This is a genomic window from Weissella cibaria (assembly GCF_004521965.1).
In the GTDB taxonomy this organism is placed as follows: Bacteria; Bacillota; Bacilli; order Lactobacillales; family Lactobacillaceae; genus Weissella; species Weissella cibaria_A.
The window spans coordinates 21658-35745 of record NZ_SDGK01000010.1 but is presented as its reverse complement, the minus strand read 5'-3'; the positions used below and the strand labels follow the sequence as shown (position 1 = coordinate 35745).

Below are 14088 nucleotides of genomic sequence, written 5' to 3'. Positions count from 1 at the left end.
AGTATAACCGATTTTCAGATTTAGCATGCAGAATTTATCGCGGCAAAAAAACGTCGTCACGGACTTCTCACAGCCTTACACAAATCATACATAATTCATCCCCCAAAAATGTTAAAAACCTCGGCTCACTCATAGTTCCGTTTTATGGATAGTAAACCAGTCGCAACCGCCGGCATATCAACGTTAATAGCGGCTTTATCACCCTGCCAAATATCCCTAAATCTTGTTGTAATCTTGTGGTGATTTTCTATGTAGCAGAAAGCAGTAATTACAGGCCGGCTTCTTTTAGTTTTCGCTTCACTCTGTACTTCTGTTTGTTTATTGCTGTTGGCGTTCTATCAAACATGGTCTGTAACTCATCAAACGTCATTCTATCGCCATACTTAGCTTTAAGTACATTCTGATAGAAGGGTTTGAGCGTATCATGCACCACATCATCAATAGTCGACCTCACCCGCCTCATATCCTCATATTCGGCCCTATGCTCTTCTAAAAACCAATCTGATACTTCATAGCTCGCTACATGCTTATCTAGCGTGCCGTTGAAATAGTCAGTCAGTAACTTATCGTACTTATCAGCCATTATTCAGCCCTCCGGTGTCACGATAAAGTCATACGTCTCACGAAAAGATATGGCAAACTCTATCAACCCCTCTTGCATTATTTCCTGTGATCGCCTAGATGAAAGATGAGTATCACAGCTAATTGCTCCGTGTGTTTCTTTTAAAATGTATTTCCGCCATATCAACACACGCTTTAGCTTGTCTAAACTCATAAGGGCTTCTATTAAGCTGTTTGCATATCCAACCACATCATCAGTTGATGATCTCCCCGTCATTGGAACTTTATTAAGTATTTCGGGGTCTGCGTGATAAACATCAAACTGGGAAATAAACAAAATTCTAATTGCTTCCGACTTTAAAAAGTTTCTAACCTCTTTTGCAGTTGCTGCGTTATCTACCGTTTCAACCAGCTTTGCCATATACTCACCTCATTTTTTCACGTCTGCAAACTATATCTATATTATTGTACAACGTGTTCAATAACTCCAAATTGTCCACTCGTGGGGAAAACTGACCAACACCCTGCGTGGTATTTACGCGCGCTACTTCTAAAAAAGTGTATAAAGTGTAGAAAAATACCGGTAGCCCTTGGTATGACTGGTAAAAACCCTCTACACAGGGTGTAGGTAAGAGTGTAGAAGTCTACAAAATCTCTACAAAAAAAGCGGCTAACCTAAGTCAACCGCCCTAAAATAATCAATTTGACAGCTCCCACTGCTTATAAATATCATCTGGCTTTGTCATCACCTGCTGGTCATTAGTCTTGATACCTTTGCCCTTGATTCGGTTACGTGACGGCTTGGCATAATCATCAACTAGTTCAGCGTCTGCCTTATTAGCCGGTGCTGCTGTCTTGGTATATGTAATATTATGACTAACTAGCGACTTGCGAAACTCTGATACACCAATAACCTTGTTGGCTGGTATACCTTCACTCATCAAAAACGCTTTAAACATGTCGTGAGCGTATTTAACCGTAACACCATTAGTACCTTGGGTGTCCACAAAATACTCCTTCATGAACTGGCTTAGTAGATCATCACTAGTTAACCAGTCTGCCGTTCGTTGCTTAGCTGCGTCTGTAATGGTCAGCTTACGGCGCTCAATGGCTTGCTTAGCCTGTGTAATGGCGTAATAGATGAACTTGGGTAACTCTGCTACTAACTTATCTTCATGATACTTAGACATGTACGCTTCACGTTCTGCGTCATCCATATCAGTAATAGGCTTAGCACCAGCACTCAACAACACCAATCGGCGACTGTATTCTTTCTGGTCTGGAAATGTCGGTAAATTGAAATTAGCTGAAATCAAAAACTTGGCATGTACCTTAAAACTATACGTATCTCGTCCTTTGGGGTTTGCTGTCAGTGGGTCTCCTGACGCAATTTTTTTAAGAATGTCCAAGCCTCTACTTGAAATAGTAGCGTCTGATTCAGTCAGGATATTGGCGTACATACCAGCCAACTGCTCCATGTACCGTGAACTATCATTCTTATCAGCAAGCTGTGAGAAACTGATAGATCCACCAAATCGCTCAATACCGAATGCGCTTAGCAATACCTTTAATAGCGTACTTTTACCGTTACCACCTTGTCCTTGGATAAAGACAATATTCTGCAAGCTGTCATCATTCAAAAAGAACATGTACCCAAACCACTCAATAAGTGTCTGGGCGTCATCCCCAAGCAAATAACGCGCGTATTCAGCAACCAGCCCACCGTCATTACTTTCAATAATCTTAGCCGGTAACAATGATGTCAGATAATCTTCTTCACGGTACTCATGTAATTGCATTGTTTTTAAGTCCAGCGTACCGTTCTTAAAACTCACTAGATCTTCGCTGTTAAACACTTGATAACTCGGCTCTGGTATCAACGTTTGCGCCAATTCAATCATGTCACTGCGCTTCTGCCTAGAAACTTTATCAAACACACGGTACTTATTCAGCAACTTAATCGAATCGCCTTTAATGACCTTTAATAGCGGTTGTTGCTTGGTGAACTTATCCCAGTATTTACCGTTCCAATATAGCCCGTCTGGGTGTGTGTCATTCACAACGATAATATGGCGGCGCTCTTTGATGTCATCCACAAACAAGTTAATGTCCGGTACCCAAACAGATAACTTACCTGACTTATCAATATCATGCACTAACCAATGGGGTGACCTCTCATTAAGCCGTAACTTCACATCTGCCGTCATCTCTTCCCACGTATAAGAACGTTCAGGGTCAAATGGCATACCGTTATAAGTGGCGGTGTCGTCATCAATACGTTTACCCTTCGTCTGCCACCAACGGCGCAATGTCATGTAATCAGCAAGGCGTTCCGCTTCCGTTTGCTTGCTAGTATCATGTTTAGCCACTTGGTCAGCTAGTTTAGTGGTTTCTTCGTCATCTAACAATGTTTCCATTCTTTCATCTCCAATCTACTCAATACGTCCAACGATTCACCCAACTTTTGAACTTTGCTTTTAGCTCATCTGGGTCAATCGGGTCACTCCCCAATGCGTTTACAGTTGCGACAATATCACCAGTCAGTTTGATGTCACCGTGTGTCTGCCGGTACACCCAACCACCTACGTCTGTCAGCATGTTATCCCAACCACCAAATGCTTGGTACCTGTTCTCTGGGTCAAACATGGCTAGTAACATCTTTCTAGCAACAAGTGCATACTTTGGGGTGTTACTAATATCAACAGGTGTCTGACTATGTGCTTGTTTATCCAGTGGCTGGTACTTGTTAGGGTTATTGTTAAACAACTCAATCAGCGCGTCTGTGTTCAGCCCAACCCCGTCAGTCTCAATAATTGGCGTGTTAGCAGCGTTCTGGTCAGTCGGTACATAAATACCCTGTAACTGTGAAAAATTACTTTCAGCGCCACGCCTGTCAGCCTTAATGTGTGTCTGTCCAATAACCACTAACCAAGCCTTGATATAGTCGTCTTGATTCAGTGGTTTATCTAACTGAATACCAGCACGCAACCTTGTCCCGTCCTTGATACCGTTGCTAATAGTCGGATAGATGACATGATTAGCGCTCATAGCGTTCAAGAAACTAGCCAAGTGGTTAGCTACATCTTCATAGGTACCACTATCATCAACATCAATAAACATCACGCTACGTTCTAGCACTTCATTTTTAGCGCGCTCCATATTGTCATTAGCAAGTGTCCCGTAAAGAACATAAGGGGCGTTCACCTGTTTAAAACTAGCCAACTGTTGCTCTGTGTGTCGGTATGCCGTTGTCTTAGGGCTTGCTACGTTCCCAGCCAAGTGAGAAAAATCATCTTCATCCCCAAACACCGGCGTGTATTCTTTCTTATTCAGCCCTTTTTGCTCGTAGATCATAGTGACTACTCCTTAGTTGGCAACGTCATCATAGCCGCTTCTGATACACGCTCCTGTAAGTCATCTGCTGCTCTCATAAACATCAGCGCTACCTTGCTAATACGGTCATACGATTTGATAATCTCGTTAGCTTGTTCAATCTGTGACTTCGTTGGGTGTTCACCAAGATAATGCACTTCGTCTTGTGTCTCATTTACGATTAAAGTAGCGACACTAGCAATCGCTGCGGAACGTATTTCTGCGTCATTTAACAATTCATATAAAGTCATTAGTACATCTCCTTTAAAACATCCAACATCAAACGCAACACGTACAGCTTGGCTTGCTTGCTAAGTTCACTGTGGCTCACTGTTTGACTAGCCACCTTGATACCAGCTAAGAAACCAGCTTCTAATTGCTTGCTACTGTTATCTAAATCACTCATACTTAAATAGTCCTTTCTATTTGGGGATGTCGCACCGGTCTTGGGTCGCCAAACTTTCAACCAGTGGACTTAGTAAGTCGGTTACATGCTATGTAGCCGGCTTTTTACTTTGTCATACCAACCTAAGCAATCAATCGCTGTCAGTCGTTGGTCATACCTGTTAGCTGACATCTGTAAGTCACTCGGTGTCCTGATTAAAAAGAACCGATAACCAACACCCACGGCATAGCCAACTGGTACACCAAGGTCAATAAGGTCATTTACCGCTGTAATCACAGCCTTACGTTGCTCTGTCTCACTTTCTGCCAACATCAAACCGGCATATGTACCAAGTGATACCCAACCAACTGGGTTACTGACCGTCCCGCGTTCAAGCGCTGCAATCATGCTGACCACTGTGTCATCATCTAGTGTCATTAAAGTTGTTTGCTCCATAAATTACAGTCCTTTCACTGCTAGATCTAACTCATCTCGGTTGTATCGTTCAAACGCAATACCGTACTTAGCCCCACTGTGTGCCTTAAACACACCTTGGTCAGCTAGTTTCTTAAACGTCTTGTAATTCATGTGAACATAGGCGCTCGCTTCTTTTTGCGTCATCCATGGACTAGGCTGAAATGTATCAAGCGATTCAATCACCGCCTGCTTTAAAACGGTAATCAGCTTGTCATCTGCTACAATAGGGTTATCCATTAAAAAAAACACTTCCTTTCTTTTGAATCGTAGTGTCTGGGGGCTTCGTTAGTTACTGTCCAAGGTAAAGGCTAACGGGGCTTTTTGTTTGCGCTGTGAGTTGGGCGCTCGTCTATCTAGCAATCAGTTAGCCGGCAAAACAAACTGACACTATGATTCAGGTATTAAATTAAGTAGTTTAGTGACTTACTTGGGTCATATGTATCACATGGGCTGGGTGGCGACGGGTTTAAACTTGTACCCCAGCCTGTGTGTCGGTCAGCACCACATACCAAGTCTGACCACGGTAATAACTAATAAAGTTGTCCTTTAATTAGTTTGTTGTGTATGTATGGGGTGGCTCAAAATTGCGCTACCCCTTGAAATCAATTCAACCCAGCTTCTAACGCTGTGATGTCAGTATTTTTGTTGATGTACAATAGTGCCGCCTTAACTGCTAATAGCTTGTCACTAGGCGTCACGTACTTATCCATGATGTTATCTAAGTAAGTATCATGGTTAGCATGGGTAACTTTGCCCTGCTGCATTAAGATGTCACCGTATTCCATACTGTCCAACAGTTCAGCAATCGGTAATGATTCAGCTAGTAAGCTAATCACTGACAAAATGGTTTGCTTACGCCAATTTTCACCTTCTCTAATCACGTTAGGCTCATAGCGCGCGTTATCCAATGCACTACGCACCGTATCAACCACTGTCTGCCACTGCTTGGGTGATTCAGTAACCGCTTCAATAAAATCAGCATTCTTTTGGGTCTCAAACTTGCCCGTGTACTTGTTACGCTTATCCATAATCAAAACTCCTTCCGCCAATCGTGGCGTACATCTGTTATCAGTGGCGGTTTAACGTCATGCCACCGTGACAGCTAACCACTACTCAAAGACAATCGCACCAAGTCGGATGTCATCAATCAGTTCGTAGATCTTGTAAGCAACTAGTACACCAGCAATCAAGCCAATCATCTCTAATAGATAAACTTCTGAATCAGTCATGTTATAATTCTCCTGTTAATTTAAAGACCCCAATGCGGGGCAACTGAATAACCATTAGTCCAACGGGTGCCACCGCTGGGCTTATTTTTTGCTGTCATTTGGCTAGTTCTGAAATCAGCCAATCGTTCACAGCGGTAAATGTCTTAGCACTAACCGTTAGCGGCGTTTCTGAATCTAGTACCGTTCTAACCGTCTCCCGTGATAAACCAAGCACATCAGATAACTCTGTACGATTCAAACGCTCTTGTCCTTGCTTTCGTAACAAGGCAATCTGTTGGTCTTTACTAATAGTCGCTTTCATAAAGCCACCGCCTTTCTGTCAAAATGAATGAAACTTGCATGTTTATATTCTGTCGTCTCGACAGAAAAATGTCAATAGTCTTTCTTGCAAAGTGACAGAAATGTGTGTTTTAATTTTCCTATAAGCAAAGAAAGGGTTAGTCATGAAAAACCGTATAAAACAAGTTCGAAAAGAACGAAAAGAAACACTTCAACAAGTTGCTGACGCTGTTGGTCTATCCAACGGTACTATTGCCAACTATGAAAACGGAAAGCGTGAACCAAAACTAGAAACATGGGTAAAATTAGCCAATCACTGGGGTGTCCCTACCGCCTATCTTCAAGGTATTACAAATGACGACCAAACGAACGCTTTTGAATCTTCAACTTCAGACAGCGATTGGTCTGCCGCTTTTGCACGTATTATTGATTCAGAAATTAAAAAAGGCGCTGATAGGTATGACGTACTTAGCGCGTTTCTGCTGAACAACGAGCAACAAGCAACAGTAGATGACTTAAATGACGTCGATAAAGATGACATCTATAACTACATTAAAAGTCTATTTAGGTATCTGACGTTTGAATCTATCCATGGTAATCATCAAACACTTAATGAACTAAAAGACATGGTAAAAGTACGGCGTCACTTGGACTACAAGGGTTACGACAGGCAAGAATGGTCAGAATGGGTAAACGGCACAAAAAAAGACGCCAACCAATCGGATGACGTCTGATACACACACTACTGCGTTTATTTAATTGTTACTTTTATTTTAACACGGCTAGATCTAACCACTGATTAGGGATGAACTCTGACCATGATGACATCTAACCAGTGTGACATCCCCTATTTATGTAGAAATATCTACACTTTTACTACACCCTATGTAGAAGAACAAAACCAGTGGTATCAAGGGTTTACAGTGTTTTTCTACATTTTCTACACTTTTTTAGAACATCTATAAAAAACTTTCAAGAACATATACACTCATTGGACAGCCGATACATAGAAGAGTTGGGCGCTCGTTAGGTAAAGGTATTAAACATGAGTATTAAGAAAGAATCTAATGGCACTTGGTTCGTCCGTGTGTCATACCGTGACAGCCTTGGCAAGCGTCATGAAAAGAAAGGACACTTCCCAACTAAGACACTGGCTAGTCAGTTTGAACGTCAGGTAAAGGTTGCTATTGATAATGGTCAGTTTGAAACGGTCAACGTCAACATGACAACCAACCAACTATTTAACCAGTGGTTTGATGACTACAAGCGGTCAGTAAAGCCGGTATCATATGCCAAGGTACAGAAACTGTTTGAACATCACATACTAACGTCAGCATGGTTTGACGGTGTGAAAATTAAAGACATCAAGAAACGTGACATTCAGCGCTGGGTTAATGCAATGGCCAAGAATAACACTACCTACAAGCGACAAGTAAACTACTTCAAGAAAATGCTGGCTATGGCGGTGTCTTTGGAACTAATGGACAGCAACCCGTTTGACACGGTGTTATATCCCAAGGCTAAGGCTAAGCCCGTTTACACTGACCGTGTGGACTTCTATGACCGCAAACAGTTAGCTGCGTTCTGGTCAGCTGTACAGGATAAATACGATAACCTTGAATCAATGCACAAACTGGCTTATCTGCGAACTCTGGCATGGACTGGTATGCGTAACGGTGAACTTAGGGCTATTACATGGTCAGATGTCCACTTAGACGGTGCCAACCCTTATATTGATGTCAATAAGACTATGAGTGAGGTTACTGGTCAGGGTGTGGTTATTGATAGACCCAAGACAGAGGCCGGCAAGCGCACTGTAAAGTTAGATCTTCGGACTGCTGGCTATCTCAAACAATGGCGTGCTATCCAAGGGCGTCACCTTATGAAACAAGGAAAGACGGCTGACGTGGTTTGGTCTAATCTGCGACTAACTGGTCGTATCAGCGCCAATCAGCCGCGGTCATGGCTGTTAGCTGCAATCAAGGGAACTGACGTGCCACCTATCAACATCCACGGTCTACGCCACACGTACATCACGTTAGCGGTTCAAGCTGGCATGGATATTAAGACGCTGCAAGCACAAGTGGGCCATGATGATATTCAGACCACACTTAACATCTATGCGTCCGTCACGGATGAAATGCGCGCCAACACGGCAGAAACATTCACATCATTGGTAAACTTCTAACAACAACACAAAACGCCCTTATACAGTCTGCTACGGCTTTGTACAAGGGCGTTTATTATTTTGAGTTCAGTACACCGCTCGGTACACCGGCAAGTACACCAGCGGTTAAAACTCTATGAAATCTAATACAATCTAATGGTGTACCAAGTGGTGTACTTTTAAGAAAAAACCTTGATATATCAAGCTCAAACGCCCATATATCAAGGTTCCTCAATCTCTCTAACTGGGCATACTGGATTCGAACCAGTGCATGACGGTACCAGAAACCGTTGCCTTACCGCTTGGCTAATGCCCAAAAATCAACTTCTATATGATACAACAACCAGCAAACGAATTCAAGCCTCAATAATAACCAAAAGTCCCGCATATCCGCGTAGCATTTAATTTCAGTGGTGAGAGGCTACTGTTTTTTTCTTAACGTAAATTAAGATAAAGAGAAAAGAGTTCTACGTGACCTAATAGAGAGAGAAACCACGGTTCATCTCTGAACACTTACTATCTGACTGCAATACTTAGTTAAACAACGAAAAGTACCAAAAATGATGTAAAATCATCCCTTTTTATAAAAAAGCCGGACAAATCCCCCTCTGATCTGTCCGGCATCTCATGCTATTACTCTAAGTTTCGCGCTTTTACTTTCGCCTTCGTCTTTGAAACGACCTTATCGTCAAACTGACGGATAAACGCCAACACTTTGTGTGCTTTATCTTCCCCAAAAGATTCCACCCAACCATCAAAGCGATTTTCGACGCGCTTCGTCACAATTTGTTCAACATCCGCGCCAGCTTCAGTCAAATGTAGCAGCATGCGGCGCCGATCCATTTCATCAGCCTCTTGATAAATGAATTCCTTCTTCAACAGCATCTTAATTTGACGTGATACGGCTGCCCGCGTAACATGTCGTCGTTCAACGACATCAGTTAGCGTTAGCCCATCCTGATCAGCGATGCTATGCATAATCAAATATTGTTCGAACGACAACCCATAATCAGCTGCCGGCTCCGAAACAACTTCGTCTAAATACTTCAGCGTTGATAAATACGCATCGATATACTGACTTAACAGTTCCATCATTACCCTCCACAAAATATCCCAAAGTTATATAACGCTAACCATTGTACAGTAAACCACAAGCCTTGTCAGCCGGAAAAGGAACCTAATTAAGACCGTCAAAATACCAAAAAAGCACCTTAACAATTCAGTTAAAGTGCTTTTATATACCTTTAAAATCAGCGAACAATCATGACTGTTACAGGGGCATTATTTGCCACATAACTAGATTGTGAGCCAAAGTACTTTTCCACGCCTCGTTGTGAGTGTGACCCAATCACGACCATATCCGGCTTGACTGGTGGAATGACATCTTTAACAATCACCTCACCTGGCTCGCCTTCAGCGAATACTGTGTCAACATGACTAACGCCCGCATCAACCGCCGTTTGTCGGTAACGATTAAGCGCCTCTTCGACGTCCTCACGTGCTGCAGCATTCTTTTCCTTTGAAAAGTAATCAAAGACGTTCATCTGTTCGGCCTCAAAGACAGAAACAATGATCAGTTCTGAATCATCTTCTTGTGCTTGGTGAATAGCGTTAACTAACGCTAGTTGACCCAACTTTGAATCGTCAACAGCTGCCAACACTCGTTTAAAATGCTTTGCCTCTACCATGAACTCGTCCCCTTTTTACTTAAACAATGGTGCCAATGTCGAAACAATCAATTGAATATTCAATCCCGTCAAGATAACTGCCACAGCATACCCTAAAACAGTCGCCCATCGTGGGTTAACAAACTCACCCATGAACTTCTTCGATGACGTAAAGTAAATCAATGGGAACATTGAGAATGGCAAAGCCACTGACAAGAACACTTGTGAGTAAACCAAAAGACGATCTAAGGCCCCTTCAGTTGCACCGAAGATAATGGCAAAAATCACAATTGGAATCAACGCAATACCACGTGTCAAAATTCGTTGTAGCCACATTGGCATCCGCCAGTGAGTATACCCCTCCATGATAATTTGACCAGTCAGGGTACCAGTAATTGTTGAGTTTTGACCTGACGCCAACAACGCAATAGCGAACAGCATGCTCAAGACAGGGCTAGCAATTGCACCAACAATTTCTTTATCGTTAAGGGCATTAAACAAATCACCAAAGGCTTCAAGCTCTGACCCGTGACCGAAGAACAATGCTGCACCAACAATCAATAATAGCGAGTTAACAACAAACGCACCCGTTAGTTGAATGTTTGAGTCCCAAGTTGTGAAACGAATTGCTTCGGCAATGTTCTTCTTCTCGCTCCGATCAACCTTTCGCGTCTGCGAAATCGATGAGTGTAGATACAAGTTGTGCGGCATAACCGTCGCACCCACAATCCCTAACGCCAACATCAATTGACCATGCTTCAAAATATCATGGTGTGGCACCAAGTTGACAGCCACCTGACCCATATCTGGCTTTGCTAGAAACGCCATATATAGGAACACAAGCAGAATCACGATAATCAACGTTAAGACAATACCTTCAATCTTACGGAACCCGAGCTTCATCAGGAGCAAGAGTAGCAAAACATCCAGCGCTGTGATAATTACACCCCACAAAAGTGGCAGGCCGAACAGCAAGTGGATGGCAATCGCCGCACCGATAACTTCGGCCATTTCCGTTGCCATAATCGCCAATTCCGTCATGAACCAAAGAATGTACCCAATCCATTTATTCGTGGAATCACGCGTCATTTGGGCCAGATCTTTCTGAGCCACAATCCCTAGTTTAGCCGCCATATATTGCAACAACATCGCAATTAAACTAGATACTAAGATCACAGAAATCAATAGATATCGATACTGTGCCCCACCGACAATTGACGTAATCCAGTTACCTGGGTCCATGTAACCAACAGCAACCAATGCCCCTGGTCCACTCCACGCCATCAACTTCCGCAAAAATCCGCCGCCTTGTGGAACTTCCACTGTGCTGTTGATTTCCGCCAAACTTGGACCATCAGTCGCTTGTGCGTCTGAAACTGACGGATCCTTTACTGAATCTTTTGCCATCAGTAAATATGCCTCCTTGTTTTTTGGTACGTTTAATTATCTTACTTTACATATATTTTGTAAACAACGAAAGCCCGTGATATCAACGTTCAATCGGCATACCCAAAACAGGAAAAAAGCGCCCATCACTTGACAACTATCAAAAAATAATGTAATTTAGAACAGTTGAAAAAATAATCGATTATTAAACACTGCCTTTCTTTTCTGACACGGCGGTGTAAGGGAGGATAAAAATATGGCAGTTCCTGCACGTAAGACTTCAAAGAACGCAAAGCGCTCACGTCGCGGTGGTCAAGGCGGACTTAAGACGCCTGCTATCCACATGAACGAAAACGGTGTTTACGTACGTAACCACCACGTGGCCGCTGATGGTTCATACAAGGGCAAGCAAGTTGTTGCACCTAAGTAATTAAGAAAGACTACTAGGATTCGTCCTAGTGGTTTTTTTTATGCCTTGCAGCCACTGCTTGATGCCGTTGCCAAGCCCCCATTGTGCTTGGTTGCGCATCAGACTCACGCGTCGCATCTTGTAAGACGTTCTCCACCATTTCATACACCTCATGGACACCAGGGCCAATCACAACTTGATATTGGCCAAGGAGCGCGTTAAAGGCCTCTCCAGCCACGCCATCAATTGCAACCAACTGTGGCGAATCAACCTTGCAGGGATCAACTAAATAAAAGCGCAATCGTGTCACACAATGGATTACCCGTTTAATATTTGTCGCGCTCCCAACAGTCTGGACAACTTGTTCAGCTTGCTTTTGTTCCAGACTAACCACCATCATCACCTCCCTTTACTCGTATATTACCGCCGACTACGCAAAAAAAGGGTTCTATTCTTTTTGGCGTTGGTGATTAATCACCAACGCTTTTTTTACATTTATCAATCATTCTCAAAACAACAATAAAAAACACCAATAGCTCGGTGTATCCTAAAGTCGTCTAAAACTAAAATACAAGGAGAGCTATTGATGTCTTTAAATGATTCTATCCTACGTAGCGTCGGATTAACAGACCCAAATTTCGAATTTTTAATGGATGATAACGGTGAATTTAACCATATCTCATATCGTGGAAAAGATAATCATAAAACTATCGTTTATGAAGCTGCACTACACGGTGATATGGATCGATGCACGTTGTGTGGCCAAGAGAGTATATTAACCAAAAATGGTTTCAGCAAACCCACCGAAGTAAAGCTACCCGCAACTAACGGTTTCGACAACCGCCTACGCCTGCGTAAGCAGCGCTATTACTGCCATGAGTGCAACGCTTCCGTAGTTGTGTCATCACCCGATTTAGAAGAAGCCCGAAACATCTCTAAACCCCTACGCCTTCAAGTTATTCGACTGGCTATGGAGGATATTTCAGAGAAAGTTATCGGTTTTATTTTGCGTCTTTCACACTCAACAGTTCACCGTGTTATCAACGACGAACTCCAGGATTATCGTTATGACTACAGTCATTTACCAGCAGTTCTAAGCTTCGATGAAATTCGAATTAGCAGATCATACGCTTTCGTGTATGCATCACCTGACAACTTTATGGAGATATTGCCAAGTCGTGATTTAAACACAATCCGAAGTTATTTCTATGGCTTCTCTTTGAAGCAACGCCAGGCAGTCACGCACGTCGTCATGGACATGAACGCTAGCTACGCTACCCTCGTGCCGGAACTATTTCCTAATGCCCAAATTGTCATTGATCGATTCCATATCGTTCAACTAATGACCCGTGCCATCAACACTATTCGCACAGGCATTCAGCATCTACTTGATAAGCACTCTCGTGAATACAAAATAATGAAAAACGGCTGGCGCCTTTTCCTCAAAAAATACAGCAACTTAGAAACTACCCATCGTAAATATATGCGAGGCTTGAACGAATATATCACGGAAGAAGAAGCTCTCACGCTAGTGTTCAAATCATTTCCGGTTCTCGAGGCGGCTTATTTAGTGTACCAAGAAGCTTTAGAAGCAATGGACAAGCGTAGCCCCGAGCTAATTCATGCATTGATCAGCACTTACAAACCGGTGGGTTCCGCCATGGACGTGACCATCGGTACTTTTAAGCGCAATTTAAAAGGCATCCTCGAAAGTCTTCGTTGCCCATGGTCAAACGGTAAAATCGAAGGCATCAACCGTCGCCTTAAGCAAATAGCTCGTACCGCATACGGTTATCAAAACCTCGGTAATTACATGCGACGCATCCGTATCCAAATGAAGTATGGAAAATTCTAAAAAAAGTGGTGACAACATTTCTGTCATCACCACTTTTTGCGACTCTTCAAATCGCGTTAATTTTCAAATTCATTGTCGACCAACGCTATTTGGCATAGAGCCTCATTTTACGGGAATGTGCCGGATTACACATGCACAAAAAAAGCAGGTTACCTTGCGCGTTTAGGTAACCTGCTTTCAGGTGTCATAAATGTCTCAAACAAACGTTTTACGTCATTTACTCCACAGCATTTTGAATACTTACATTATACCGTATCTGTCCTTAAATTACATGAATAATTTAAGAATACGGTCTATGCAC

At 42.8% G+C, this 14088-nt stretch carries 18 protein-coding genes and 1 tRNA gene; 4 read left to right on the top strand and 15 right to left on the bottom strand.

What is annotated here, in order from left to right:
* Nucleotides 1–268: 268 nt before the first annotated feature.
* The 10 genes from EST42_RS01490 to EST42_RS01450 form a co-directional block, all read right to left on the bottom strand.
* A complete protein-coding gene (locus tag EST42_RS01490) occupies nt 269–583 on the bottom strand; it encodes a sigma-70 RNA polymerase sigma factor region 4 domain-containing protein (protein WP_134643909.1) in 315 nt (104 codons plus the stop codon).
* Between the two features lie 3 nt (nt 584–586).
* Nucleotides 587–982, bottom strand: coding sequence for a hypothetical protein (locus EST42_RS01485; RefSeq protein ID WP_134643908.1), 396 nt, complete (start codon nt 980–982; stop codon nt 587–589).
* 277 nt (nt 983–1259) lie between these two features.
* A complete protein-coding gene (locus tag EST42_RS01480) occupies nt 1260–2978 on the bottom strand; it encodes a DNA primase family protein (RefSeq protein WP_134643907.1) in 1719 nt (572 codons plus the stop codon).
* A gap of 19 nt (nt 2979–2997) precedes the next feature.
* Nucleotides 2998–3915, bottom strand: coding sequence for a hypothetical protein (locus EST42_RS01475; protein ID WP_134643906.1), 918 nt, complete (start codon nt 3913–3915; stop codon nt 2998–3000).
* A 5-nt stretch (nt 3916–3920) separates the two neighbouring features.
* On the bottom strand, nt 3921–4184 hold the full coding sequence (locus EST42_RS01470; RefSeq protein WP_134643905.1) for a hypothetical protein: 264 nt from the start codon (nt 4182–4184) through the stop codon (nt 3921–3923).
* Nucleotides 4184–4339 (bottom strand): hypothetical protein, encoded by a 156-nt coding sequence (locus EST42_RS10415; protein WP_167711022.1) that lies wholly within the window; start codon nt 4337–4339, stop codon nt 4184–4186. The genes EST42_RS01470 and EST42_RS10415 overlap by 1 nt, the downstream gene beginning before the upstream one ends.
* Before the next feature lie 81 nt (nt 4340–4420).
* On the bottom strand, nt 4421–4774 hold the full coding sequence (locus EST42_RS01465) for a hypothetical protein (RefSeq protein WP_134643904.1): 354 nt from the start codon (nt 4772–4774) through the stop codon (nt 4421–4423).
* Nucleotides 4775–4777: 3 nt separating this feature from the next.
* Nucleotides 4778–5032, bottom strand: a complete 255-nt coding sequence (locus tag EST42_RS01460; RefSeq protein ID WP_134643903.1) for a MerR family transcriptional regulator — start codon at nt 5030–5032, stop codon at nt 4778–4780.
* Nucleotides 5033–5397: 365 nt separating this feature from the next.
* Nucleotides 5398–5823, bottom strand: coding sequence for a hypothetical protein (locus tag EST42_RS01455; protein ID WP_134643902.1), 426 nt, complete (start codon nt 5821–5823; stop codon nt 5398–5400).
* A gap of 295 nt (nt 5824–6118) precedes the next feature.
* Nucleotides 6119–6325, bottom strand: a complete 207-nt coding sequence (locus EST42_RS01450) for a hypothetical protein (RefSeq protein WP_112465054.1) — start codon at nt 6323–6325, stop codon at nt 6119–6121.
* Between the two features lie 142 nt (nt 6326–6467).
* Between EST42_RS01450 and EST42_RS01445 the strand changes: the two genes are divergently transcribed.
* Nucleotides 6468–7037 carry a helix-turn-helix domain-containing protein gene (locus EST42_RS01445; protein ID WP_134643901.1) on the top strand — a complete coding sequence of 190 codons (570 nt, stop codon included), beginning with the start codon at nt 6468–6470 and terminating at the stop codon, nt 7035–7037.
* Nucleotides 7038–7348: 311 nt separating this feature from the next.
* The gene (locus EST42_RS01440; protein ID WP_134643900.1) at nt 7349–8491 is read left to right on the top strand and encodes a tyrosine-type recombinase/integrase; all 1143 of its coding nucleotides are present in this window, start codon (nt 7349–7351) and stop codon (nt 8489–8491) included.
* 223 nt (nt 8492–8714) lie between these two features.
* Here the strand turns inward: EST42_RS01440 and EST42_RS01435 are convergent.
* From EST42_RS01435 to EST42_RS01420, 4 genes are all read right to left on the bottom strand, one after another.
* Nucleotides 8715–8786, bottom strand: a tRNA-Gln gene (locus EST42_RS01435).
* 317 nt (nt 8787–9103) lie between these two features.
* A complete protein-coding gene (locus EST42_RS01430; RefSeq protein ID WP_134643951.1) occupies nt 9104–9562 on the bottom strand; it encodes a MarR family winged helix-turn-helix transcriptional regulator in 459 nt (152 codons plus the stop codon).
* 158 nt (nt 9563–9720) lie between these two features.
* Nucleotides 9721–10158, bottom strand: a complete 438-nt coding sequence (locus tag EST42_RS01425; protein WP_134643899.1) for a universal stress protein — start codon at nt 10156–10158, stop codon at nt 9721–9723.
* Between the two features lie 15 nt (nt 10159–10173).
* Entirely contained in the window at nt 10174–11544 is a 1371-nt protein-coding gene (locus EST42_RS01420; protein WP_134643898.1) for an Nramp family divalent metal transporter, read from the bottom strand.
* Between the two features lie 235 nt (nt 11545–11779).
* On the opposite strand from EST42_RS01420, the gene rpmF reads away from it, so the two are divergent.
* Nucleotides 11780–11953, top strand: coding sequence for a 50S ribosomal protein L32 (gene rpmF / locus EST42_RS01415; protein WP_134643897.1), 174 nt, complete (start codon nt 11780–11782; stop codon nt 11951–11953).
* Between the two features lie 25 nt (nt 11954–11978).
* Here rpmF and EST42_RS01410 read toward each other — a convergent pair whose 3' ends face one another.
* Nucleotides 11979–12332 carry a PTS transporter subunit EIIB gene (locus EST42_RS01410; protein WP_245150315.1) on the bottom strand — a complete coding sequence of 118 codons (354 nt, stop codon included), beginning with the start codon at nt 12330–12332 and terminating at the stop codon, nt 11979–11981.
* Between the two features lie 186 nt (nt 12333–12518).
* Here EST42_RS01410 and EST42_RS01405 point away from each other — a divergent pair, with 186 nt between their 5' ends.
* On the top strand, nt 12519–13787 hold the full coding sequence (locus EST42_RS01405) for an ISL3 family transposase (protein ID WP_134643756.1): 1269 nt from the start codon (nt 12519–12521) through the stop codon (nt 13785–13787).
* The last annotated feature ends 301 nt before the right edge of the window (nt 13788–14088 follow it).

Excerpts from the sequence above, each read along its gene's own strand:
- EST42_RS01490 (WP_134643909.1), bottom strand. The coding sequence starts at position 583 with ATGGCTGATAAGTACGATAAGTTACTGACTGACTATTTCAACGGCACG.
- EST42_RS01485 (WP_134643908.1), bottom strand. The coding sequence starts at position 982 with ATGGCAAAGCTGGTTGAAACGGTAGATAACGCAGCAACTGCAAAAGAG.
- EST42_RS01480 (WP_134643907.1), bottom strand. The coding sequence starts at position 2,978 with ATGGAAACATTGTTAGATGACGAAGAAACCACTAAACTAGCTGACCAA.
- EST42_RS01475 (WP_134643906.1), bottom strand. The coding sequence starts at position 3,915 with ATGATCTACGAGCAAAAAGGGCTGAATAAGAAAGAATACACGCCGGTG.
- EST42_RS01470 (WP_134643905.1), bottom strand. The coding sequence starts at position 4,184 with ATGACTTTATATGAATTGTTAAATGACGCAGAAATACGTTCCGCAGCG.
- EST42_RS10415 (WP_167711022.1), bottom strand. The coding sequence starts at position 4,339 with ATGAGTGATTTAGATAACAGTAGCAAGCAATTAGAAGCTGGTTTCTTA.
- EST42_RS01465 (WP_134643904.1), bottom strand. The coding sequence starts at position 4,774 with ATGGAGCAAACAACTTTAATGACACTAGATGATGACACAGTGGTCAGC.
- EST42_RS01460 (WP_134643903.1), bottom strand. The coding sequence starts at position 5,032 with ATGGATAACCCTATTGTAGCAGATGACAAGCTGATTACCGTTTTAAAG.
- EST42_RS01455 (WP_134643902.1), bottom strand. The coding sequence starts at position 5,823 with ATGGATAAGCGTAACAAGTACACGGGCAAGTTTGAGACCCAAAAGAAT.
- EST42_RS01450 (WP_112465054.1), bottom strand. The coding sequence starts at position 6,325 with ATGAAAGCGACTATTAGTAAAGACCAACAGATTGCCTTGTTACGAAAG.
- EST42_RS01445 (WP_134643901.1), top strand. The coding sequence starts at position 6,468 with ATGAAAAACCGTATAAAACAAGTTCGAAAAGAACGAAAAGAAACACTT.
- EST42_RS01440 (WP_134643900.1), top strand. The coding sequence starts at position 7,349 with ATGAGTATTAAGAAAGAATCTAATGGCACTTGGTTCGTCCGTGTGTCA.
- EST42_RS01430 (WP_134643951.1), bottom strand. The coding sequence starts at position 9,562 with ATGGAACTGTTAAGTCAGTATATCGATGCGTATTTATCAACGCTGAAG.
- EST42_RS01425 (WP_134643899.1), bottom strand. The coding sequence starts at position 10,158 with ATGGTAGAGGCAAAGCATTTTAAACGAGTGTTGGCAGCTGTTGACGAT.
- EST42_RS01420 (WP_134643898.1), bottom strand. The coding sequence starts at position 11,544 with ATGGCAAAAGATTCAGTAAAGGATCCGTCAGTTTCAGACGCACAAGCG.
- rpmF (WP_134643897.1), top strand. The coding sequence starts at position 11,780 with ATGGCAGTTCCTGCACGTAAGACTTCAAAGAACGCAAAGCGCTCACGT.
- EST42_RS01410 (WP_245150315.1), bottom strand. The coding sequence starts at position 12,332 with ATGATGGTGGTTAGTCTGGAACAAAAGCAAGCTGAACAAGTTGTCCAG.
- EST42_RS01405 (WP_134643756.1), top strand. The coding sequence starts at position 12,519 with ATGTCTTTAAATGATTCTATCCTACGTAGCGTCGGATTAACAGACCCA.